Source organism: Lacrimispora sp., from assembly GCF_046972725.1.
Taxonomy (GTDB): domain Bacteria; phylum Bacillota; class Clostridia; order Lachnospirales; family Lachnospiraceae; genus Lacrimispora.
Map to the genome: position 1 here is coordinate 12,414 of NZ_JBKVXF010000005.1, position 21,276 is coordinate 33,689.

Genomic DNA, 21,276 nt, shown 5'->3' on the forward strand with positions numbered 1-21,276 from the left:
TCTTTTGCTTCCAGTTCTTCCTCTGTCAGACAGCAGGCCGCCCAGTGATCCTTTTTCACCTCTATAAGCCCCGGCTTTCTGCTCTCTTTGCACTTATCCATGCGATACTCGCACCGGTCATAAAAGGGACAGTATTCCGGGCGCATGGCCGGGTTTGGGGGAAGTCCGTCAATGGGCACCAGCACACGGTCCTTTAAGTCATCAAGCCTTGGAATTGCCCGCAGCAGGCTTCTGGTATAAGGATGGCAGGGACGTTTGAATATGCTGGCGGTACCGGCAGTTTCCATCACATTTCCGGAATACATCACATAGATCCGTTCTGAGAACCTGGCGACAATGCCAAGGTTATGGGTCACAATGATGACTGCGGTTTTCGTTTCCTTTGCAATGTCCCGGATCATCTCAAGAAGCTGGGCCTGAGTGGTCACATCAAGCGCTGTGGTGGCTTCATCTGCAATCAATATATCCGGTTTGGAGGACATGGCCATGGCAATCATGATCCTCTGTCTCATACCTCCGGAAAACTGCTGCGGATAGTAATGAAACCGCTGTTCGGCATCGGGGATCTTTACCATCTTCAGCATTTCAATGGTGCGTTTCTTTGCGTTTTCCTTATCGAGCTTCAAATGAAGCATAATATTTTCCTGTATCTGGTATCCGATGGTAAGAACCGGATTTAAAGACGTCATTGGTTCCTGAAAGATCATGCTGATTCTTCCGCCTCTCACATCCCTCATCTGGGTGCTGTTCGCTCCGTAATCCAGCAGGTTCTTTTCCACCCCCTCCAGGCGAACCTCTCCGCCTTCGATCGTTCCCGGCGCTCCAATCAGCTGAAGCACGCTCATCATGGTTACGGATTTTCCGCTCCCTGATTCTCCTACAATTCCAATCACCTCGCCTCTGTCCAGATGGAGAGATACGCCGTCCACCGCACGCACCCTGGCCCCATCGGTCAAAAAACAAGTCCGTATATTATTCACTTCTAATAGATGGTTCATTTCGCCTACCCCCTGTCAGATTTCCCCTCTGAGTCTCGGATCCAATGCATCCCGGACGCCGTCACCAAGTGTATTTAAAAAGATTACCAGCAGCGCAATGCAGATACCGGGCGCAATGGAAAATGTGGGGTTCTGCAAAAGAAAGCTTCTTCCGTCGCTGACAATGCTTCCCCAGGAAGCTGTAGGCTGACTGATTCCAAGTCCCAGAAAGCTGAGCCCCGCCTCTGCCAGAATGGTCTGGCCGACCTGCTGGGTCATGGTAACGATAATCGGTGAGATGCTGTTTGGAAGAATATGCCGGAACATCAGCCGAAAGTTTCCGTTCCCCTGTAATTTTCCCGCCATGATGTAATCGGTTTCCTTAATTGATAAGACCTGCCCCCGCATCATTCGTATGTAAATCGCCATATTGGAGATTCCAAGTACGATGGACAGATTAATGATTCCTCCGCCAAGAACTGCGCAGAGCGCCATGGCAAAGACGATCTGCGGAATGGAGCGGATGGCCTCGCTGACCCTGTTGATCACATCATCCACGGCTCCTCCAAAAAAACCTGCTGCCATTCCGAAAAATGTTCCGATGGCACATGCGATCATAACCGCCAGAACGCCTACGACCAGAGAAATACGGGTTCCATAAATGACCCGGCTTAGAACATCCCGTCCGGAGTTATCCGTGCCAAACAGATATTCCAGGCCCGGTTTTTTTAAGCTGTCCATCAGATTTGTCTTATTGGGATCATGAGGAACCAGTAGCGGGGCAAAGACCGCGATGAACACAAATATCATGACTCCGATAAAACTGACCAGCACGATCTTTCTGCCAAACAGGACCTTAAAAAATTTCCGCCATTGCTCCTTTTTCCTGCTCTTTTCCAATCCCTTATTTTTTATTGCTGCTGCATTCACTTCCATGGTAACACCTCCTCCTAGCTCAGACGGATTCTCGGATCCACAACGGCATATACAATATCCGTAATTACATTTACAACGCTGGATACCAGCGCAATCAACAAGACACAGGCCTGAATTAACGGAATATCCTGTGCCTGAATGGATGTGACAAATAAGGTCCCCACTCCTGGAATGTTAAACACAGACTCCACAAACATGGAACCGCCGATCAGCATGCCAAGCCGCAGCCCCATCAGGGTGATGACAGGAATCAGCGCATTTTTCAGCGCATGGACATAGATGACCTTTCGCTCCGCAAGCCCCTTGGACCTTGCCGTTCTTACATAATCCTGACGGATTACTTCAAGCATACTGGATCTTGTCTGCCTGGTAATAGATGCGATTCCTCCCAGAGTCAGACAGGTGAGCGGCAGTATGGTCTGACGGATGCTTTTTGTGAAATCCACCAGCGGAGAGGTGAATCCAAAGGACGGAAACCAGCCAAGCTTCATGGAAAATATGTACAGAAACAATACGCTCAGCCAGAACTGGGGAAGACAGCAGGTGATATTTGCTCCCATGGTCACAATGGTATCAATCTTTTTCCCCCGGTAGACCGCACTTAAGATTCCGGTAATGATGCCCAGCGGAATGCTGATAAAAAAGGATAACAGGGAAAAGTATAAGGTTACGGGTACATGATCTCCCAATACCTCAGTGACTGACTTATGATAGCTTGCGGATGTGCCGAAATCCAGCCGGATGGCATCCCACAGCCATAGAAAATACCGGACAACCACCGGTTTGTCCAGATTCAATGCGTAATACCAGCGTTGATAGGTTTCTTCTGATATCTCCCCGCCAAGCATGGCATAAACCGGATCCCCCGGCAGCATGGATATGAGCATAAAAATAATAAACGACAGTATGATCAAGACGATTGCCGTCTGCCCCAGACGTTTTAAAATGTATCTGCCCATTGTATTTCCCCCTTTCAACTTCATTCTGATTTTTAACCCCTATGGCAAGATTATATAAAACTCTGTTTTTATTTGCATTATGCCGGGAATACATAAAGTGCCTGAATTATTGTTTTCATAAGACACCTTTCTTTTCTCCGGAAAAATCACTTTGACAAATAACTGTCAAGGGCCAGCAATAGAATGGTATCCTTGGAACTGCTTAAAGGCTGCAGCCCCAGGATCTCTTTGAATTTTCTGGTGCGGGCAAGAACCGTATTCTTATGTACAAACAATTCCTTTGCCGCCTCTGCCGGACTCATATTAGTAGAAGCCAATGCCGCAGCCGTAGTATGAAACAGCTCTTTATCCAGATAGTTGTCAATGACATTCCGGTAACTTTCAAAGAGAGGGCTTAAAAGATCGGGGCTGATACAGCCTGTCATATACTCGATTAAGTAATCGTTGATAAAGTAAAGCGTCTCTGTCCGGAAATGAACGTAATCCTCCAGCCACTTCAAACAGCTGTAGGAATTCCTGTAATGGATCAGGGAGTCTGCCGGAATGGTATAGTATAACTACAGCTTGACCGAATCCTCAAAAAACCGTTTTTCTTTTAGCAGCCCCATAAAGTATTCACTTAATTCCATCATGCTGTCCCGAAAAAAAGCGGGTTCAAATTTACGAAAGGACTTAATTAGTACCAGATGCTGTCCATCCATGGGAAACAGGATATCCTGGGGCTGTTTTTGAGAACTGCTGTACCCCTGGTAAAGATACTGAATGGCTTCCTTTGCGTTATCTCCGGTGGTATGGATCATGATTGCAGCCCGGTATACATTGTCCCGTATACCGACTTCCGTAGCCAATTGAAAGATTCGTGTGGGATTAATGGGCTGCTCAAACAAAAGGGCATCCCGAAGCCTGCTGATGGTCTGTGATTCAATTAAGTCCGCCTGACTGGTCTGGTTTTTAAAGAAAAAGGACTCGATGGTCAGCTTTGCCATCTTGGCTATGGGCATGATGTCGTCGCTGTTGCCTAAGATCCCCACCGCACCGATCGGTTCCATGCGGTGAAGCAAAAGTAAATTGACTCCTTCCGAAACCCCAATCAGCCCGTCGGTCGGTGTCTCAATAATCTTTATGAACGTTTTACTCTTAATCAACTCATACGCGACCAGGTGAAAGTCACCAACATGAGAAGGAATGCCGCTGGCAATGATAATTCCTTTTTCGTTCGTAATATTAATGGTAATACCAAGCTGCCGGTGAATTTTTGCCACATAATCGCGGGCAAGTTCTACATTTATCATTTTGTATACCTCCGATTCTGATGCCATTCTATGCCGTTTTCGTCGTGTCCTGTCACAGTTTCCCATTCTCGGGAAGAGTCGCCTGTGATATTGCATAACAACTCCAAAAATAACTCCTCCTATAATATTAAAACAAACAACACATTTAAGCTACATCGGAATATGTGTTGTTAAAACAATTAATTTTATTATTATTGTATTGGCGGTATAATGCAAATCCCACATAATTCAGGTACATTAAGGGTACAACACATTCTTTGCTTCTTCATAAAACCATCCTGCAGAGGCAAGTCTATAAAGGAGGAAATACAATTGAAAAAAATATGGGCATTTCCGTTAATTACCGCTTTAATCGTGGGAAGTCTAAGCGGATGCAGCGGACAAAAACAAACCGGGGGAACACCTGCCGCCGTCACAGACGGAGCTGAAAAAACAACCGCAGAAACTTCCGCAGAAGCAAAAGGGGAAATCAGTTACGGAGGAAGCGTAACCATCTGCTATCCGGATGCACCGACCACCTTCTTTCTTCCATTCTCCGCTTCCACCGGTGACAGAGCTTCCGCAGCTCCGGCCATTGAATCTCTGGGGCGTATGGATGCAGAAGGCAATACTTCCAGCTGGCTGGCAGAGAACATTTCACCTGACCCGGAGACACTGACCTGTACCGTAACCTTAAAGAAGAATATTAAGTTCAGCGACGGAACGGATTTTAATGCAGAAGCGCTGATTTGGAATTTTGACAAGATGATGGAGGGAGGAAAGAAAGCAGAATTAGGAAATCCCGTCTCTTATGAGGCAAAAGATGACTATACCGTGGTTCTCACCTACGATACCTGGCAGAATAACTGGGATACGGTCCTTGGCGAAGTATTTGTATACTGCCCAACCGCATTTGAAGAAAACGGGGAAGACTGGGCTGCCATCAATCCCGTTGGAACCGGCCCCTTTGTCATTTCAGAATATGTCAAAGGCTCTTACACCAAATATGTAAAAAATGAAAATTACTGGATCGAGGGCCAGCCTTATCTTGATGAACTGACCATCTCCTACATTACCGATACAACCGCTCAGCTTTCCGCATTTATGAACGGTGAGATCGATCTTCTTGCAACCAACGATTCCACCATTATTTCACAGCTTGACGGAAAATACCAGAACATTGCACAGGAAGCCCCCGACCTGGGTCAGATCAAATATGTGATGTTCTGCAGCGGTGACAAGTCCTCGCCGTTTTACGATTTGAATGTCCGAATGGCCGTGATGCATGCCATTGACTGGGAGGGCTACGCCCATTCTCTTACGGGCGGAAGAGGTTCTGCAATCACACAGTTCGGCACTCCGGGGGCCTGGTCTTATGACGAAGACATTGACTTTATCGAGTATGATACGGAACTTGCAAAAAAAATGCTGGCTGACGCCGGTTATCCAAACGGCTTTCAAACCACGATCAGCACCATTGCCACCAATAACAACATTGCCGTACTCCTTCAGGCTTCCCTGGCAGAAATCGGCATCAAGGCGGATATCAAGACCATTGAGCTGGCTGACTTTAACTCCCAGAAAGCAGAAGGAATCTATGACGGCGGTCTGATCACCGGTGCCGGTGCTTCCAAAATGGATTTCACCAACAACTACATCCGCCTGTATTCCTCCAAGGGCCTTAACTACTTAAACATGATGGCCCATCCAAAAGAATATGAGGATGCGCTGTTTGGTGCACTGGCTGCAAAGGATCTGGACGAGAAAAAGAGATTATTAAAAGAAGCCTCGGTACAGCTGGTGAACAAACAGGCTCTCCTGCTCCCCCTTGCTGCTGTTTTCCCCGCCTGCTATGTGCAGGACGGCATTATGGGCTCCGGCTTTTACCAGATCGTCAGCGTGCAGTGGACGCCTGAATCCATGTATATTGCCAAATAGCTTTATGAAAAACACCCGTCAATGATCAGTCGACGGGTGTTTCAGAAAAGAATCAGGTATGAACCGGCTGTTCTGCCTTTTTTGCAAAGCAGCCGCAGGGAGATAAGAATATTTAAAGGGATTTAACTATACCTTTCATACAGTTTACGCTGCATGTTCTTGTCTCGTGATAATTATTCAGAATAAAATTCATCCTTTTTTCCACGTATCACACAATGTATAATTTTATTCTTTTTACCCAAACTATTATTGCCCGTCTTATTAGACACGCCCAGACATTTCTGTCTCCTCAATGTCTGGGCGATATAAAGATTCCTTTTTAAATCACTTCACGGCTTCTATTCCGGCCAGTTCTCCATTCCCTTTCATTTCAACCGTTGGCTGGGATTTGATAAATTCCAACGTCAAATATGCTGCCATCGTCAATACATATAATGCAAACAAATTTACCGCTACTGCCATGACTTTCAGTAATTTCATCTTCATATGGTCTTCCTTTCTTTTTTCATACTACAAACAGGTACTTACAAACTTAGAATACCCACAGAATCGATTTATACACAAACATTACCGGCCCGGAAGAATCAAAACCTGTATCTCCCCTTGCCGGACAAAAAAACGGCACCGGGATTCGCATCCTGGTGCCGGCTTATCTATATTCCGAGGTTATCGGTGAAAGTCTTGCTTTTGTCTTCAAACTATGTTCACTTCAAGAAACCTTCCTTTAACTCATCCGCCGGATCCCATTTGGACCAGGCCGCTTCAAGCAAATTACCCTGGTTATCTTTGAAGTAGAAATATTTTGCTTCCCCATCTCCAAGGGAATGAATATCCTGAACTTCTATGTGGCGTTCCTTCAACTGCTGATGGGTATATTCAATATCGGGACAATTCATGGTAAATACGGGATGGGGTAAACCATTCCTTATAATAGACAGCGGACAACGCTCCCTGGTCTCTATCAGAACCAGTGCAATGGCGTGTTTATGAGGATAATGCATAATGGCGATCATCGAGCCTCTGTCCTCGAATTTATCCACGAGTTTCAGTTCTAAATACTTCTCATACCATTGAATCGCGCTTTCTATATCTGTGGCAGGTAAATAGTTGTACCCAATTTGAGAAAATAAAAAATTCCGTTTCATGGTTTCCTCCAAATATTAGTTTATATGTCCGCATATATGATAAAAAACAAGCCAAAACAGAAGAATGCATCATCTATCTTGGCTTGCCACACTTAAAGCGGGTGATGGGAATCGAACCCACGTATCTAGCTTGGAAGGCTAGTGTTCTACCATTGAACTACACCCGCAAGGAATTTTAAAACGTATTTCAAATGTGCAAAAGGCACAATGCCCAGAGCCGGAATCGAACCAGCGACACGAGGATTTTCAGTCCTCTGCTCTACCAACTGAGCTATCTGGGCCAACCGGTTGGAACATGAGTTATTTTACAGGATTTCCTTCTTCTTGTCAAGGGAAGTTTTCTAAATTATGTAAAAAATATAATAAAAAGGATTATTATTTCTTTGACCCTATTTAAAATGGAGGGTTTTCCCAATGTCACTTCCTCACAGCATCCGGTTTTCTTTTTTATGGCAGCATGACCAGCCATATTTATCCAGAACTTAATAAACTGGAGAAAAAAATGACATGACCTCAGTCATTGAGAAAATACCGGCCCCAGTCAAGGGGAATGGAAAAAGTTGGTGTTATGTTTCTGCCTCTATTTGGGAATTCTGATAAATGATATCAACAAGATTGGAGGAGCCTCATGAAAAACGAACCTGTATTTATGACAGACCAAAACCGCAACATCATTCTGGAAGCCATTTTAGGGACCCCGAATGCCGCAATCCCAGACAGCTTAAAACCATTTGACATTCTTGAGCCAAACACCTCTGACGGGGCAGCCGAAAAACATGCTCCTGTCATAGAAACCGACGGAAATCACGTAACCGTAAAAGTGGGAAGTGTATTCCACCCTATGTCCGAAGAACACAGCATCACCTGGGTATGCCTTTATACGGCTGCCGGCTGTGTGATGAGGGTGAATTCAGGCGATGGCTGCGAACCGGTTGCCCATTTCACTCTAGAGGAAGGCGATTCTCCCCAAACCGCTTATGCTTACTGCAATCTTCACGGATTCTGGAAAACAGAGGCTTAAGAAAAAGGAGTTTATGCTTCAAGAGAATTTTAATTTTCTCTGTGATGCATAAGCTCCTTTTTTCCCCTGTAATTTTGCGCCCTTCCCTGAACAGGCGGTCAAAGCATCTTCTTTAGGCGTTCTATATGATCCTCTTCCACTTTCAGCAGCTCCTTCATAAGCGCAAGAATGTCCTTATCTGCTTCTCCTTCATACTGCCGGATCCGCTTGTTGCAGTCAATGATCCCCATGGTTCCTCCCTGAATCAGCATCTCTGCCATATGAGAAACAGACTTATCCTTAAGAGTCTTCATGTCAATGGCCAGATAGGCCATCATCGTTTCCAATGCCCCGGCATCCTTTGCCTTTCGTCCATGTAGGTTTAATAGCTCCCTTGCTTTTTCATGAACCTGACTATATTCCTTAAGTTCTGCATCTAAATGCTCCTGAAAGGGTTTATTATCTGTCATGGATAAAAGCTGTTTCACGGTTTTTACACCCATCTCAGAATTCTGATAAATGAAATCCAGTAATTCGGCATCTGCGTTCATAGATTTCCCTCTTTTCATTTTTTGTTAGTATGAGTTAAAAACCGGGAATTTATAATAAAAATAACTCAGAATACAAAATACAAAAAGGAACCCGTCTCATTCTAACTCCTGATCAGTTTCTTCTGTCTCCTCCGTCTCTTCTTCAACCGGTCCATTGCAAAGCTTAAACTTTTCAACCTCCATCTGCAGGATGCGCGCCTGTTCTTCCAGCTTTTCCCCGGCAGAGGAGCTTTCCTCGGCCGTGGCTGCATTGGCCTGAATAACTGCAGAGACCTGGGATAAGCCCTGATTGATCTGATCGATGGCCCGCACCTGCTCCATGGAGGAAGCCTCTACCTCCTTCATGGCCTGTTCCACCTGAACGGACTGTCCTGCAATTTCCTGAAAGACTCGTCCGGTTTCCCCAGTCAGTCTCTTACCTTCTGAAACTGCCTTTACGGATTGTTCAATCAGCTCAGACGTCTGTTTTGCCGCCTCTGCGGACTTTTCCGCCAGGTTCCTGACCTCTCCGGCTACAACAGCAAACCCCTTACCAAAGCCACCCGCCCTGGCTGCTTCCACGGCAGCATTTAAGGCCAGGATATTGGTCTGGAACGCGATGTCTTCAATGATCTTAGTAATGTTGGATATCTTTTGGGAAGATAAGCTCACCTCATCGATTGCCGCCTGAAGACTTTCCATGTGCTGGTTGCCCGCATCAACTTTCTTCCCGGACTGGCTGGTATAAGCGGAGGCCATGCGCACATATTCCACGTTTTTTTCCGCCTGCAGGTATACTGCCTGTATGGAAGAATTCAGTTCCTCAACTGCAACTGCCTGTTCTTCGCTTCCCGAAGCAAGGGCCTGGGAAGCACCGTTTACCTGTTCTGCTCCGCTGTTGACCTCTTCTGCTGTCAGCTGAACACTTTTAAGAGTCTCACTCAAACGCAGGGAAATGGATTCCATGGTCGTCCGGATGCTGTTAAACTCTCCCGGATATTCACATCTGCTTTGAACTGCCAGGTTTCCGTAAGAAACCTCCTGCAGGTAACAGGAGATATCCTGAATGATCTCCTTATATTTAAAAGCCATCTCATTGATCTTTTCTGCGATACTCCCGATCTCATCATTTCTTTCAATGGTCAGTTCCATATTCAGATCTCCGCCGGAAAGCCGTTTAAGAGAATCTACTACATTTCCAATGGGTCTGGTAATCCGGTTTATAATTCTTAAAACCGCAAGAACACCAAATACAAGAGAAAGAAGTCCCAGAACAATCGCACTGACTACAGACACTTTTATTCCGGACATAAATTCCGATTGAAGAGCCGTTACATTGACCGACCAGCCGTTGGTGCCTTTGATGGGCGTAAAGGAACCGATTTTCTTTTTTCCGCCTTCCTCATAAAAGCGAAAACCAGTTTCTCCCTGAATCATCGCCGTTTCAAGTTCCGCAATCTCACCGTATGTCTTCGGATTTGTTTTTGCATCTTCCACGCTGTTTTGTTTTGCCATCACAAGAGCAAAGTCATCGCTTGCCACCTTTGCTCCATTGCGGTCCAATATGTAAGTACTTCCCGTAGTTCCCAGCTTTGCATCAGCAATGATGTTTTCAAACACAGAGTAAGGAAATTCAAGAATCACCACAATGTCCCCAAATGGATAGGCATACTGAAAGGAGACAGAATCCTTTCCAATGATCGGATCTGATAAGAACGGAGTCCCGCTTTTTGCCTGCTGGTATGCAATATTATCATCATAGGCTTTCCCGTTCGCAACGGATTTTCCATCAGAGGAAATAATGTCGATCTTATTCAGCCCGTATTGGGAGCTGGAAATGTTCAGGAAAATGCCGATGTTACCTCCCCGTTCTGCATTTCCTTTCTCATACAGCGCGATGGACTCCGCTATGATAGAATACTCCTTTAACTGCTGCGTGATTTTTTCTGAAACCAGTTCCGACGTTTCCTCAAGACTCATAGCCAGTGATTTATGAGCCGTATCATAGATAAGATAAATGGAGCTTACAGACAGTAAAAATACAATGCAGGTAATACAGCTTATGGTAAACATGACCAATTCCTTTTTAATTCCCGTTCGGCGTCTGCTCATCTTTTACGAACCTCCAATATATGATTTGTGCTTTAAAATCCCTAAAGATCATAAGGATCCAATCTGTATATCGGACCGTTTTCAGATAGTTATAGCGTATTTACCATCTTTTTACAGCAGTTTTTCAAACTTTACTCACAATTTACACAATTTTTACAGTCATGCATACAGTTTTTCAGGCTGGGCCATGGTGCCTATGCGCTGTCATTCCAACAAAAAAAGATACCCATCAAATAATGATAGATATCTTCACCCTAAATGCCGGCGACCGGAATCGAACCGGTACGGGAGGTAAGTCCCGCAGGATTTTAAGTCCTGTGCGTCTGCCAGTTCCGCCACGCCGGCATTCTCATATATAATCGCAGTCACCTGCCGTTATATGGAGTGGGCGGAGAAGGATTCGAACCTTCGAAATCGTCGATAACAGATTTACAGTCTGCCCCCTTTGGCCACTCGGGAATCCGCCCATGCTTTATTAACAAGCGTCTGTTATTTTATCATACGGACAAGCAAAAATCAAGGGTTTTTTGCAAAATTTATAACTTTTCAATCCGATCTGCGGACAGCAGAACCGCACTCGTTTCCGGCATCCGAACGGTTATCCGGCCGTCATTTACTTCATAGGGAACTTCTCCTGCATTGTAGCCGCTGCCAAAGGTAAACATATGCCTTGTCATCGTCTCCCCGTCCCTTACCCCCAGCTGCCATACCGGTATTTCCACATCTCGTTCTCCCTGACAGTGATTCACCGCAACGGCACAGATACTGTCTTTATAAAACCTCCCATAGGAAATCAGGTGCTTTTCAGCCAAAAGCTGCTTTAAGGACCCCAGCCGGAGCGCAGGCAGCCGGTGATGAAGGGCAGTCATATACCGGTGGAATTCAATGAGTTCAAAGTTTTCATCGCCCCAGGGATAGGTTCTCCGGTTATCAGGATCCGTAAAGCCGCATACACCGGCTTCATCACCGTAATAAATGGTGGGCGCCCCCGGCCAGGTCATCTGGATCATGACACCTTCCCGAAAGATTCCATAATGGATGTCCTCAGAGGCAGCTTCCGGTCCCAGGGTAGACGACCGCCCCACTTTTCTGTTGGTTCTGGTAAGAAAACGGGAATGGTCATGGTTTGATAATTCATTCATCGCAGCAAAAAGGGAACCGGTCATCATGCGGCTCATGTGTTCGTTCATGGACTTAAAAAAACGTTCTCCGTCTCCAAACAGAGCCGGACTGCTTTCATCGCTGTGCTTTTCCATTCCGGTCAAAAACCAGCTGACCGGCTCCATAAAGGCATCATAGTTCATGACCGTATCCCACTGATCTCCATTCAGCCAGGCAGACGGATCTCCATAATGCTCTGCCAGAATAAGAGCCTCTGGATTCGCCTCTTTTACCGTTTTTCGAAAGGCTCTCCAAAAGTCATGGTTATACTGGCTGCTGTGGCCTAAATCCGCTGCCACATCAAGCCTCCAGCCATCTGCATGATAAGGCGCAGACACCCATTTTCCTGCAATACGAAGAACATCCTCATATAAGGCCGGGGATTCTTCATAATTAAGCTTTGGAAGGGTCGAATGGCCCCACCAGCCTTCGTAGGAATCATTATAAGGCCAGCCCCGGCCGTCGGAAAATTTAAAAAAGGAGCGGTAGGGGCTGTTCTCTGACACATATGCCCCAGGCGCATAATTTCCCGACATTTCATAGATCCGTTCCCCATCAAGCCATTTATGAAAGGATCCGCAGTGGTTGAATACTCCATCGAGAATGACTTTCATCCCCCTTTTGTGCAGTTCCTCCACAAACCGGACAAAAAACAGGTCGCTGGCTTCCAGATTTTCCTTTTCTGTGGTGCGGATCATATATTTCGCAGCATTCCGGTTATCTTCGGCTTTCGGATCTACCGCCTCGCCTCCATCCGTTACGATCACTCCGTAATGGGGATCGATATGGTCATAGTCCTGGCAGTCATATTTATGATTGGAGGGTGAGACAAAAACAGGGTTCAAATAGATCACGTCAACTCCGAGGGCCTTTAAATAATCAAACTTATCCCATATCCCCTGCAGATCTCCGCCGTAAAAATGTCCCACATCCATCTGCTGCGGATATTCCCTCCAGTCTCCCGCATGAGTAACCGGCTTTCCGATGTAGATATATTCCCGGTCAGTCACATCATTTTTCTCATCTCCATTGCGAAAGCGGTCCACAAAAATCTGATACATCACCGCCCCCTTCGCCCAGTCCGGCACAGAAAAGCCCGGAACCACACGGAAATAACAGGAGGCCAAAGGTTCCTTACAAGGCCCCAGACGGTTGTAATACCAGCGTTCTGCTCCCTTTTCTATCCGAAAGAAATAAAAAACCGGATCAGCTCCAACCACTATTTTGTATTCATAATAATCAAACAGCCCATCGGATCCGGCTTTTTCCATGGCTGCCTCACGGTCACTTCCTTTTTCTATAAAATAAACCCAATCCGCATCATTCCTTGCCGTACGGAAAAGAAACCGCACTTCTTCTCCCTTCGCCGGCTCTGCCGGAAAACGGAAATTCTCTGTCTCATCGGTAAATAACGCTTCTGTGTTTAACGCTTCTGACTGAAAACACATAGGATCTCCATTTCCTTTCTCTGCTTCTATAAATTCTATTTTATCTGATTGATCTTAAATATACAACCCGCCTTTTTCCAATAAACAGATAGAAAAAACGGTCAGCGGGGTAGCTGACCGTTTTTCGGAGAAGGTATTTCGTTTCTTATGGGGTGTAGCAAAAACTATATAATGTATTGGGGGGGTTTACGTTTATAAATATACCATGCTCTGCAAAATAAGTGTGCACAAACATCATTTTTTTCAATATGATTTTTTATGCACATTTCCCCAGCCCTTTGACAGGTTACAAAAAAGTGCAGAATCACAGGCAAAAACATAGACATTTTACCCGACTCTGCACTTCTATCTTCATTAAGCCTTCAGAAGCTTATATCACTTCTGCTGGAGCAGAGAACAGACTTTCAAATTCCTGCTGGCCGATTTTTTCTTTTTCCATAAGCAGCTTACAGCAGGCATGAAGTACATCTTCATGTTTCAAGATGATCTCTTTTGCCTTCTCATAGCACTCATCAATGATTCGTTTTACTTCATTGTCAATGGTGTTGGCCACCTGGCCGCCGTAATTCTTTGTATGGGCCAGATCCCGTCCAATGAAGACTTCATCACCGTCATTATCATAATTGATCATGCCCACCTGCTCGGACATGCCGTACTGGGTCACCATGGCGCGGGCCAGCGCTGTGGCCTGCTTAATATCCTGTGATGCTCCGGTGGTAATATCACCGAAGATGATTTCCTCTGCGATCCTGCCGCCTAAATCCACCATAATATCCTGCAGCATCTTTCCTCTGGTGTTGAACATATGATCATTCTCCGGCAATGGCATGGTATAGCCGGCAGCACTCATTCCCGTTGGAATAATGGAAATGGTATGAACCGGTCCCTGGTCCGGAAGAAGATGGAAAAGAATGGCGTGACCTGCTTCATGATAAGCAGTGATCTTCTTTTCCTTTTCGGTTATGATTTTGCTCTTTTTCTCGGCTCCGATGCCGACCTTAACAAACGCTTTATCAATATCGGCCTGATTGATGAATTTCTTGCTGTGTCTGGCCGCATAAATGGCTGCTTCATTCATCAGATTCTCAAGATCAGCACCCGTAAAGCCTGATGTGGTCTGGGCGATCCTTTTTAAATCTACATCTTCTCCCAAAGGCTTTTCCTTGGAATGTACCTTTAAAATATCTTCTCTTCCCTTTACGTCAGGTCTCCCCACGCCTACTTTCCGGTCAAAACGTCCGGGACGAAGGATGGCCGGGTCCAGAATATCCACACGGTTGGTCGCTGCCATAACGATGATTCCTTCGTTGACACCAAACCCATCCATCTCTACAAGAAGCTGGTTTAACGTCTGTTCTCTCTCGTCATGTCCTCCGCCCATACCGGTTCCTCTCCGCCGGGCTACGGCGTCGATTTCATCGATAAATATGATACAGGGCGCATGTTTCTTTCCTTCTTCAAATAGATCCCTGACACGGGATGCACCTACACCGACAAACATTTCCACAAAATCCGATCCGGATATGGAGAAAAACGGCACTCCGGCTTCACCGGCCACTGCCTTGCCAAGAAGGGTCTTACCGGTTCCGGGAGGTCCTACAAGAAGGATTCCCTTTGGGATTCTGGCGCCTACATTCGTATACTTCTGTGGATTCTTTAAAAAATCCACCACTTCTTCAAGCTCTTCCTTCTCTTCTTCAAGACCTGCCACCTTGCTGAAATTCACCTTGTTGGCATCCTTGGCAAGAAGTGCCCGGCTCCTGCCAAAATTCATCATCTTGGAATTGGCACTTCCGGCTCCTGCCCTGGCATTCATGACCATAAATAAAAATACCATAGCCATTGCCGTAAGTATCAGCGGAAGTGTGATGGTCAGGAATAAATTCTCCTTCTGGACGGCGTCCACAGTATAAGTGATTCCACTGCGGTCCAAACGGTCCTGAATTCCAATCACATCGGATACATTGGCCTGTTTTGTGGTGCCATCGGTCATGGTCATCTCAATCTTCCCGGTTGGGGGCGGATCGTTCTGCCTGATCGTAGCCGAGGCTATGGTTCCATTGTCTATTGCCTGCATCAACTCCTGGTTGGTGATGATTCCGCTTTTTTGGGGAAGCCTGCTGGCAAATAAAAGCATGATAACCAGAAGGAGCAGAAATCCCAAGCCTTTAAATGGTTGCTGTTGTTTTAACATGCTGCCTCCTTATTGCTGTTCTATAACTCCAATATATGGCAAATTCCTGTATATCTGATCGTAATCAAGACCATATCCTATGATAAACTCATCCGGTACTGTAAAACAGGTATATTTGACCTGTACCTGTGTCTTCACCCGGCGCTCCGGTTTGTCAAGAAGGGTACACAGCTCAATGCTGTTTGGATTTCTTTGTTTTAATACCTCAATTAAATAGGATAAGGTATTGCCGGAATCGATGATATCTTCAACGATCAGCACATCCTTTCCCTCGATGGGGTCATCAAGATCCTTCACGATCTTTACGATCCCGCTTGATACGGTACCTGACCCGTAGCTGGATACGGACATGAAATCCATGGTAAGCGGCAAGCTGATTCGTTTGGAAAGTTCACAGGTAAAGAAAACGCCTCCCTTTAATATACAGATCAGATGAAGCTTTTTTCCTTCATAATCTTTACTGACCTGTTCTGCAACTTCCTTAATCCTTGCTGCCACTTTTTCCTCTGATAACAATACACGTATCTTATCATCCATTGTCTTTTCCTCCGTCTAACTGCATTTGTATTACTGTATGGGTATCATCTGTTATCTTATAGTATTCACTGATCCGGTATCCGATGACCCAGAGGACATGGGAACCATCCGCAATTAATGGGATTTTTTCACGTTCCTCCCTGGGAACCTTTTCATCAATCATCAATGCCTTGACGGTTTTTCTACCGCCTCCGGCCAGTGTCATGTAATCTCCTGTTTTCCGATACCTCACTGAGAGTGCACATTTGATTTTATCATAATCAAACCATTTCGTATACCCGTTTTTGGGAATTTCCTGACCTTTTTTATAAGGAAAGACTTGAAAATCAACTTCAGGAAGGGGCCGTTCTTTGGAATTATCCACAGATTCCTTCTGATTTTTATTCTTTATCCACAGGCAGTCAGAAATCCGTACGGCAAGAAGCCCTCCCGGCAGATCCACCTGCTTGCCTTTGGGGGCGGACAGCAGAGCCGCGGCACTTTCCACATGGGTCATGGTAATGTCTTTCATGGACGCCCTGACCGACCGGATCATGGTTCGGATTACATAAGTCTTTATGATGTCATCTTCCTTTAAAAGAAATTCTGTTCTGACTGCATATGCAGTGACTGAACCAGTTTCATCCGTTCTCCGGATGCCATAGTCCTTTAAAAAGTTTTCTGCCTGTTTTTCCAGGTACTCATCAGCTTTTGCTGCCATTTCCCCGGCATGGATAATATTTTCTGCGGCTCTGGGATTGATCTGTTCCCGGATTTTTGGAAGAAGAATCCCCCTGATCCGGTTTCTGGCATAATCGGTATGGGAATTGGTTGAGTCTTCACAATAAGATATCCCTTTTTCCTTTAGATATGCAAGAATTTCCTCCTTGCTTACCGGCAGCAAAGGCCGGACAATCCGGTCTCTCACCGGCCGTATCCCCCCCAGCCCCTTTAGCCCTGTCCCGCGGAACAGATGATAAAGAATGGTCTCTGCCTGGTCATCGGCGTGATGGGCTACAGCGATTTTATCTGCGTCGAATGCCTTGCGTTCCTTTTCAAAAATCTCATACCGCAGATGCCTTCCGGCCTCCTCCACAGACATTCTGTGTGCTTTTGCATAGGCTGCCGCATCCACACGGATACAGGAAAAGGGCACCCCAAGAGACCGGGAAAGTTCCTTTGCGTACTCACTGTCCCGGTCTGCTTCTGCGCCCCTTAAACCGTGATGGACATGGACGGCCTTTAAAGAAAGTCCAAGCACCTCTTTTAATTCATGTAAGATTACAAGAAGACAGACCGAATCGGCTCCTCCGGAAAGCGCCACAAGGATGCGGTCTCCCGGAGTCAACAGCCGGTTCCGTCTGATAAACTCCAATATCGTTCTGTACATTCTGTCACCTTCCTTAGTTGATTTTCTCCCCTCTTTATTATAAATATACCCGCAAAACATGTCTGTTGCAATTATTATTTTCTTTTCCAGATGCCTGCAGTCAACACCGTCATATCATCGGCAGCGTTTTCCGTAAATGATCTCGCAAAGAGCAGAATCCGGTCTGCCATATCCTGAGGATTTTTTTTAGGCATACTGGCAATGAACTCCTTTAGCATGTACTCTTTGTCATCTGCCGGCAGAGCGTCTAATATTCCGTCGCTCACCATGACGATCCGGTTATCGTCCCATAGCTTTTTCGACAAAAGCACAGGTTCCACAGGATTTAAGATTCCCATGGGAACATCACCTGCTTCTAAAAGCTCTACCCCCCGGTCTGTCAATATGTAGGTTGCTGCCGCTCCCAGCTTCATGGCTTCCATAATGCCGGTTTTCAAATCAATGCAGCACAAATCCAAAGTTGCCGGATGTTGGGAAATACCGGTCAGCAAAAGAACCGTATTGACCATCTTTAAGGCGGCCCTGGCGGAAAACCCGGCTTCCAGAAGCCTTTGGGTCAGTTCAATGACCTGGCGGCTCTCTTCCTCGGCGGCTTTGCCGCTGCCCATACCGTCTGACAGGCTCATAATTACCTGACACGGCTGGACTTGTCCAAAGGTGTAGTTGTCACCGGAAACCTCTTCTCCGGTCTTTACCGCCTTTGCAGCCCCGTAGATGACCTGAAACTCTCCTTTTTCCACAAACCGTATGGTATCGGACTGTTTTGTCACCAGATTTCTTCCATCCGGTGCCACGGTCCACTCTCCTTCTTCCATTGCCGCTTCCAGAATTTCTGCCGCCTCCTTTACTGTGACGCAGCGTCCGTTCATGGTCCGCATGGTTAAGAATGCTTCCCGCTGCTGGTTTTCATATTCCAGCATCAGCATTTTTTCTATTATGATATGATTTTTCCGGAATGCCCGCTTTACCTCATCCTCCCATTCGGGAGTGATGTCAACGGCATGTTCGACCTGATGGGAAAATTCCTCTAAGATCATTGCCAGTTCCTTAAACTGCACAATGACTGCATCCCGGCTCTCCAAAAAGCGGTTCTTCCAAGCCAGATTCATGGTAGCCCGTCCAAGGCCCCGGTTTAAATGGACCATGTATTCATCTTTCTTTTTACAGGTTTCCAGAAAAAAACGGGGCATGTCCCCGTAGTCCACGTTCCCCTTTTGTTCAAATGCACGAATCAGATATTGCAGATAATACTGATTATCCTGTTCTTTCCCGGGATGCACAAAGCATTTATTACAGCCTGCGCATACCATGGCTGCCGCTGTTTCAAGAGCTGCCACGCCATCTTCCTTCGTAAGTCCCTGTTCTGTTGACAGTTCATCTGTGCACGCTTTCGCAAGTTCTCCTAAGGAGTTTGCCATGTCGTTTAATCTTTTAGCCGTGTATACATTCACATCAGCCATATCGTGATGTGCTGCCTTACGTCTGAACACAAAAATCCCTCCTGCCTGTTTCATGCTTTAGACCACATTATATACAGACAGAAGGAAAATATTTGTCAAAACAGCTGACCCATTATTTAAAATCGTACGACAGGTTTCTCCTATAAAGTCCACGTATCTTGGACATAGAGGGATACCCGCAAAACACTATTGCCTTTGCGACGGTTTCAGCAGAATTTCGTCAGGCTTCACAAGGCCAAGCTTTTGCTTTGCCACTTCTTCTATGTATTGTTTGGTTTGGACATAGACCCGGTAGTCCTCTAACTCCTTGGACCGCTGCTGTTCCTTGTCCACCTGCGCCTGAAGGTTTTCCAGACGGATTGCATACTCCTGCTCCTTTTCCTTCAGTGTGGCGCCTTTGATCGTAACAGTCACGGCAAGACTGAACACTACAAAAGTAATACCAATGAGGGTCATGCGGTTGCCCCATTTGTCTTTTCTTTTTCTTCTAGATCTTCCCATCTTATTCATTCATTCACCAGTCATCCCTATTGCCGTCTTTTGTGACGGAATAACATACGCATTTTCATTTTAAGATATTTCCAAAACTTTTTCAAGAACTTTAGAAAAAACCTGCTTATCATTCTGTCATACAGGAACATGCCAAGAAAAATCCCAACGATGACATACCCCCTTAATCCGCCGTCATTCTGCTCATATAGAAGGGAAAATACCGTCAGAGCGGCATATACCCAGAATACCATGTCCTCAATCCCTATAAGTGTATAGGAGTGAGGAACTAAAATACGGAAAGTTCGCAACAGGTCATATGTCATCATAAGCCCTGCACCCGTTAAAAAGCTGTAGAGCAGAAGTTTTACTTCATATACGATATGAACGCTCATATGACTCCTTCTGATTCTTATTTAAACAGCCTGGAAAGCAGAGATTCTCCGGATCTGCGCAGTGCTTCGTTGGAAGAATAATTTAAGCTCTCAATGCTGCCGTTTAGATCCACTTCCCCCTTTTCCAGGGTCAAACGGCTTACATGAAGATCCTTCCCCTTTAATGTCAAAAGCCCCATGTCAGTATCCAGGATCACCTGATTCTCGTCAAAAGACACCACTTCCCGTATTCCCGTCAACGTACCGGAGGCACGATTTTCTATTGTCAGCCTGTGAGGGCGGATGCTCATTTTCTCTTCCATAAGAAAAACCTCCTAATATACCTGTCTTAAGTATATTAGGAGGAGTGCTCCAATATTCCTGAAAATTATCATACGTATAAGAATTCCAGCTAAAGATACCGGTACAGCTCCTTTGCTTCATCCTTTTTTACCGTTTCTGCCACGTCAAGAACCTCAACTTTCACCGAACTGGTTCCAAAACGTATCTCGATCACATCACCCTGTTTAATGTTTAAGGAAGCCTTCGCAGCTTTGTCATTGACAAGCACACGGCCTGCATCACAGGCTTCGTTGGCAATTGTCCTTCTTTTAATCAGACGGGAAACCTTAAGAAACTTGTCCAATCTCATGGATTATGCGTTTACCATATCCTTTAAAGCCTTGCCAGCTTTAAACTTTGGTGTCTTGGAAGCAGGAATGTTCATGATTTCGCCGCTCTTTGGATTTCTGCCTTCTCTTGCTGCTCTTTCAGATACCTCGAATGTACCAAAACCAACTAACTGGATTTTCTCGCCCTTTACTAACTCTTCAGATACAACATCTGTCAAAGCCTTTACTGCCTTCTCCGCATCCTTCTTGGACAGTTCAGCCTTCTCTGCTACTGCTGCGATTAACTCTGCTTTGTTCATTGATATCTTCCTCCTAAAATGTAGCACTTTGCTACGATTATTCGCATTAACACGATTACTATATCATTTATAGCTGTTTCTCCTGTTTTTGTCAAGGTTTTTTCCTCTTTTTACGGGCTTTCTCCTGCATTTTTATCGCATCGCACAGGGCTTCTCCCTCTTCCGATAAAATCACCTTTTTATCGCCAAAAACATGGGGATTTCTGCGTATCATTTTTTCTTGGGGTCTGGCTGTGAATCATAACCTTTAAGCGAACAGCTTCAGGCTCTTATGGGTCTGTTTCCTGTCCCAGGAACAGCCATATCTGGAACGCAGTTTATTTGTAATATTTACGAAATTACTGAAAGTATACATGCCTGCCTTCTCTTCACACATTTTTTCTTTTATCTGATTTCCAGTGACCGTATACTTTTTGAAACATTTTCCAATTCTGAAGATTTTCTG

General features: G+C 45.6%; 20 protein-coding genes, 4 tRNA genes and 1 pseudogene. 2 read left to right on the forward strand and 23 right to left on the reverse strand.

Annotated elements, in window-relative coordinates; translation table 11 throughout:
• Positions 1-20: 20 nt before the first annotated feature.
• From ACLTWA_RS15680 to ACLTWA_RS15700, 5 genes and pseudogenes are all read right to left on the reverse strand, one after another.
• Positions 21-998 (reverse strand): annotated as a pseudogene (locus tag ACLTWA_RS15680) (ABC transporter ATP-binding protein); the annotation flags it as partial.
• Between the two features lie 15 nt (positions 999-1,013).
• On the reverse strand, positions 1,014-1,913 hold the full coding sequence (locus ACLTWA_RS15685) for an ABC transporter permease (RefSeq protein ID WP_412328839.1): 900 nt from the start codon (positions 1,911-1,913) through the stop codon (positions 1,014-1,016).
• Positions 1,914-1,927: 14 nt separating this feature from the next.
• A complete protein-coding gene (locus tag ACLTWA_RS15690; protein WP_412328840.1) occupies positions 1,928-2,872 on the reverse strand; it encodes an ABC transporter permease in 945 nt (314 codons plus the stop codon).
• A 146-nt stretch (positions 2,873-3,018) separates the two neighbouring features.
• Positions 3,019-3,372, reverse strand: a complete 354-nt coding sequence (locus ACLTWA_RS15695; RefSeq protein WP_412328841.1) for a helix-turn-helix domain-containing protein — start codon at positions 3,370-3,372, stop codon at positions 3,019-3,021.
• A 57-nt stretch (positions 3,373-3,429) separates the two neighbouring features.
• Positions 3,430-4,164: a sugar diacid recognition domain-containing protein gene (locus ACLTWA_RS15700; protein ID WP_412328842.1), complete on the reverse strand. Its 735-nt coding sequence runs from the start codon at positions 4,162-4,164 to the stop codon at positions 3,430-3,432.
• A gap of 312 nt (positions 4,165-4,476) precedes the next feature.
• Here ACLTWA_RS15700 and ACLTWA_RS15705 point away from each other — a divergent pair, with 312 nt between their 5' ends.
• Positions 4,477-6,081 carry an ABC transporter substrate-binding protein gene (locus ACLTWA_RS15705; protein WP_412328843.1) on the forward strand — a complete coding sequence of 535 codons (1,605 nt, stop codon included), beginning with the start codon at positions 4,477-4,479 and terminating at the stop codon, positions 6,079-6,081.
• A gap of 324 nt (positions 6,082-6,405) precedes the next feature.
• Here the strand turns inward: ACLTWA_RS15705 and ACLTWA_RS15710 are convergent, their stop codons facing one another.
• The 4 genes from ACLTWA_RS15710 to ACLTWA_RS15725 all read right to left on the reverse strand — a co-directional run bounded on the left by ACLTWA_RS15710 (position 6,406) and on the right by ACLTWA_RS15725 (position 7,507).
• Positions 6,406-6,567 carry a hypothetical protein gene (locus ACLTWA_RS15710; RefSeq protein WP_412328844.1) on the reverse strand — a complete coding sequence of 54 codons (162 nt, stop codon included), beginning with the start codon at positions 6,565-6,567 and terminating at the stop codon, positions 6,406-6,408.
• Positions 6,568-6,785: 218 nt separating this feature from the next.
• Complete coding sequence (locus tag ACLTWA_RS15715; protein WP_412328845.1) at positions 6,786-7,226, reverse strand: VOC family protein; 441 nt, start codon at positions 7,224-7,226, stop codon at positions 6,786-6,788.
• Positions 7,227-7,322: 96 nt separating this feature from the next.
• A tRNA-Gly gene (locus tag ACLTWA_RS15720) sits at positions 7,323-7,393 on the reverse strand.
• 41 nt (positions 7,394-7,434) lie between these two features.
• Positions 7,435-7,507, reverse strand: a tRNA-Phe gene (locus ACLTWA_RS15725).
• Positions 7,508-7,854: 347 nt separating this feature from the next.
• Here ACLTWA_RS15725 and ACLTWA_RS15730 point away from each other — a divergent pair.
• A complete protein-coding gene (locus ACLTWA_RS15730) occupies positions 7,855-8,247 on the forward strand; it encodes a desulfoferrodoxin family protein (protein WP_412328846.1) in 393 nt (130 codons plus the stop codon).
• 98 nt (positions 8,248-8,345) lie between these two features.
• Here ACLTWA_RS15730 and ACLTWA_RS15735 read toward each other — a convergent pair whose 3' ends face one another.
• From ACLTWA_RS15735 to ACLTWA_RS15800, 14 genes are all read right to left on the reverse strand, one after another.
• Positions 8,346-8,777 (reverse strand): hypothetical protein, encoded by a 432-nt coding sequence (locus tag ACLTWA_RS15735; RefSeq protein ID WP_412328847.1) that lies wholly within the window; start codon positions 8,775-8,777, stop codon positions 8,346-8,348.
• Between the two features lie 96 nt (positions 8,778-8,873).
• Positions 8,874-10,868, reverse strand: coding sequence for a methyl-accepting chemotaxis protein (locus ACLTWA_RS15740; protein ID WP_412328848.1), 1,995 nt, complete (start codon positions 10,866-10,868; stop codon positions 8,874-8,876).
• A gap of 259 nt (positions 10,869-11,127) precedes the next feature.
• Positions 11,128-11,213 (reverse strand) — tRNA-Leu (locus tag ACLTWA_RS15745).
• A 40-nt stretch (positions 11,214-11,253) separates the two neighbouring features.
• Positions 11,254-11,335, reverse strand: a tRNA-Tyr gene (locus tag ACLTWA_RS15750).
• Positions 11,336-11,404: 69 nt separating this feature from the next.
• On the reverse strand, positions 11,405-13,477 hold the full coding sequence (locus tag ACLTWA_RS15755; protein WP_412328849.1) for a glycoside hydrolase family 13 protein: 2,073 nt from the start codon (positions 13,475-13,477) through the stop codon (positions 11,405-11,407).
• 370 nt (positions 13,478-13,847) lie between these two features.
• Positions 13,848-15,671: an ATP-dependent zinc metalloprotease FtsH gene (gene ftsH, locus ACLTWA_RS15760; protein WP_412328850.1), complete on the reverse strand. Its 1,824-nt coding sequence runs from the start codon at positions 15,669-15,671 to the stop codon at positions 13,848-13,850.
• Positions 15,672-15,680: 9 nt separating this feature from the next.
• Positions 15,681-16,208 carry a hypoxanthine phosphoribosyltransferase gene (gene hpt / locus ACLTWA_RS15765; protein WP_412328851.1) on the reverse strand — a complete coding sequence of 176 codons (528 nt, stop codon included), beginning with the start codon at positions 16,206-16,208 and terminating at the stop codon, positions 15,681-15,683.
• Positions 16,201-17,577 (reverse strand): tRNA lysidine(34) synthetase TilS, encoded by a 1,377-nt coding sequence (gene tilS / locus ACLTWA_RS15770; RefSeq protein WP_412328852.1) that lies wholly within the window; start codon positions 17,575-17,577, stop codon positions 16,201-16,203. The genes hpt and tilS overlap by 8 nt, the downstream gene beginning before the upstream one ends.
• 74 nt (positions 17,578-17,651) lie before the next feature.
• Complete coding sequence (locus ACLTWA_RS15775) at positions 17,652-19,067, reverse strand: SpoIIE family protein phosphatase (protein WP_412328853.1); 1,416 nt, start codon at positions 19,065-19,067, stop codon at positions 17,652-17,654.
• Positions 19,068-19,223: 156 nt separating this feature from the next.
• The gene (locus tag ACLTWA_RS15780) at positions 19,224-19,547 is read right to left on the reverse strand and encodes an FtsB family cell division protein (RefSeq protein WP_412328854.1); all 324 of its coding nucleotides are present in this window, start codon (positions 19,545-19,547) and stop codon (positions 19,224-19,226) included.
• 17 nt (positions 19,548-19,564) lie between these two features.
• Positions 19,565-19,921 carry a spore cortex biosynthesis protein YabQ gene (yabQ, locus tag ACLTWA_RS15785; protein ID WP_412328855.1) on the reverse strand — a complete coding sequence of 119 codons (357 nt, stop codon included), beginning with the start codon at positions 19,919-19,921 and terminating at the stop codon, positions 19,565-19,567.
• A gap of 17 nt (positions 19,922-19,938) precedes the next feature.
• Positions 19,939-20,223 carry a sporulation protein YabP gene (yabP, locus tag ACLTWA_RS15790; protein ID WP_412328856.1) on the reverse strand — a complete coding sequence of 95 codons (285 nt, stop codon included), beginning with the start codon at positions 20,221-20,223 and terminating at the stop codon, positions 19,939-19,941.
• A gap of 89 nt (positions 20,224-20,312) precedes the next feature.
• Positions 20,313-20,552: an RNA-binding S4 domain-containing protein gene (locus ACLTWA_RS15795; protein ID WP_412328857.1), complete on the reverse strand. Its 240-nt coding sequence runs from the start codon at positions 20,550-20,552 to the stop codon at positions 20,313-20,315.
• Positions 20,553-20,555: 3 nt separating this feature from the next.
• On the reverse strand, positions 20,556-20,858 hold the full coding sequence (locus ACLTWA_RS15800) for an HU family DNA-binding protein (protein ID WP_412328858.1): 303 nt from the start codon (positions 20,856-20,858) through the stop codon (positions 20,556-20,558).
• Positions 20,859-21,276: the final 418 nt, after the last annotated feature.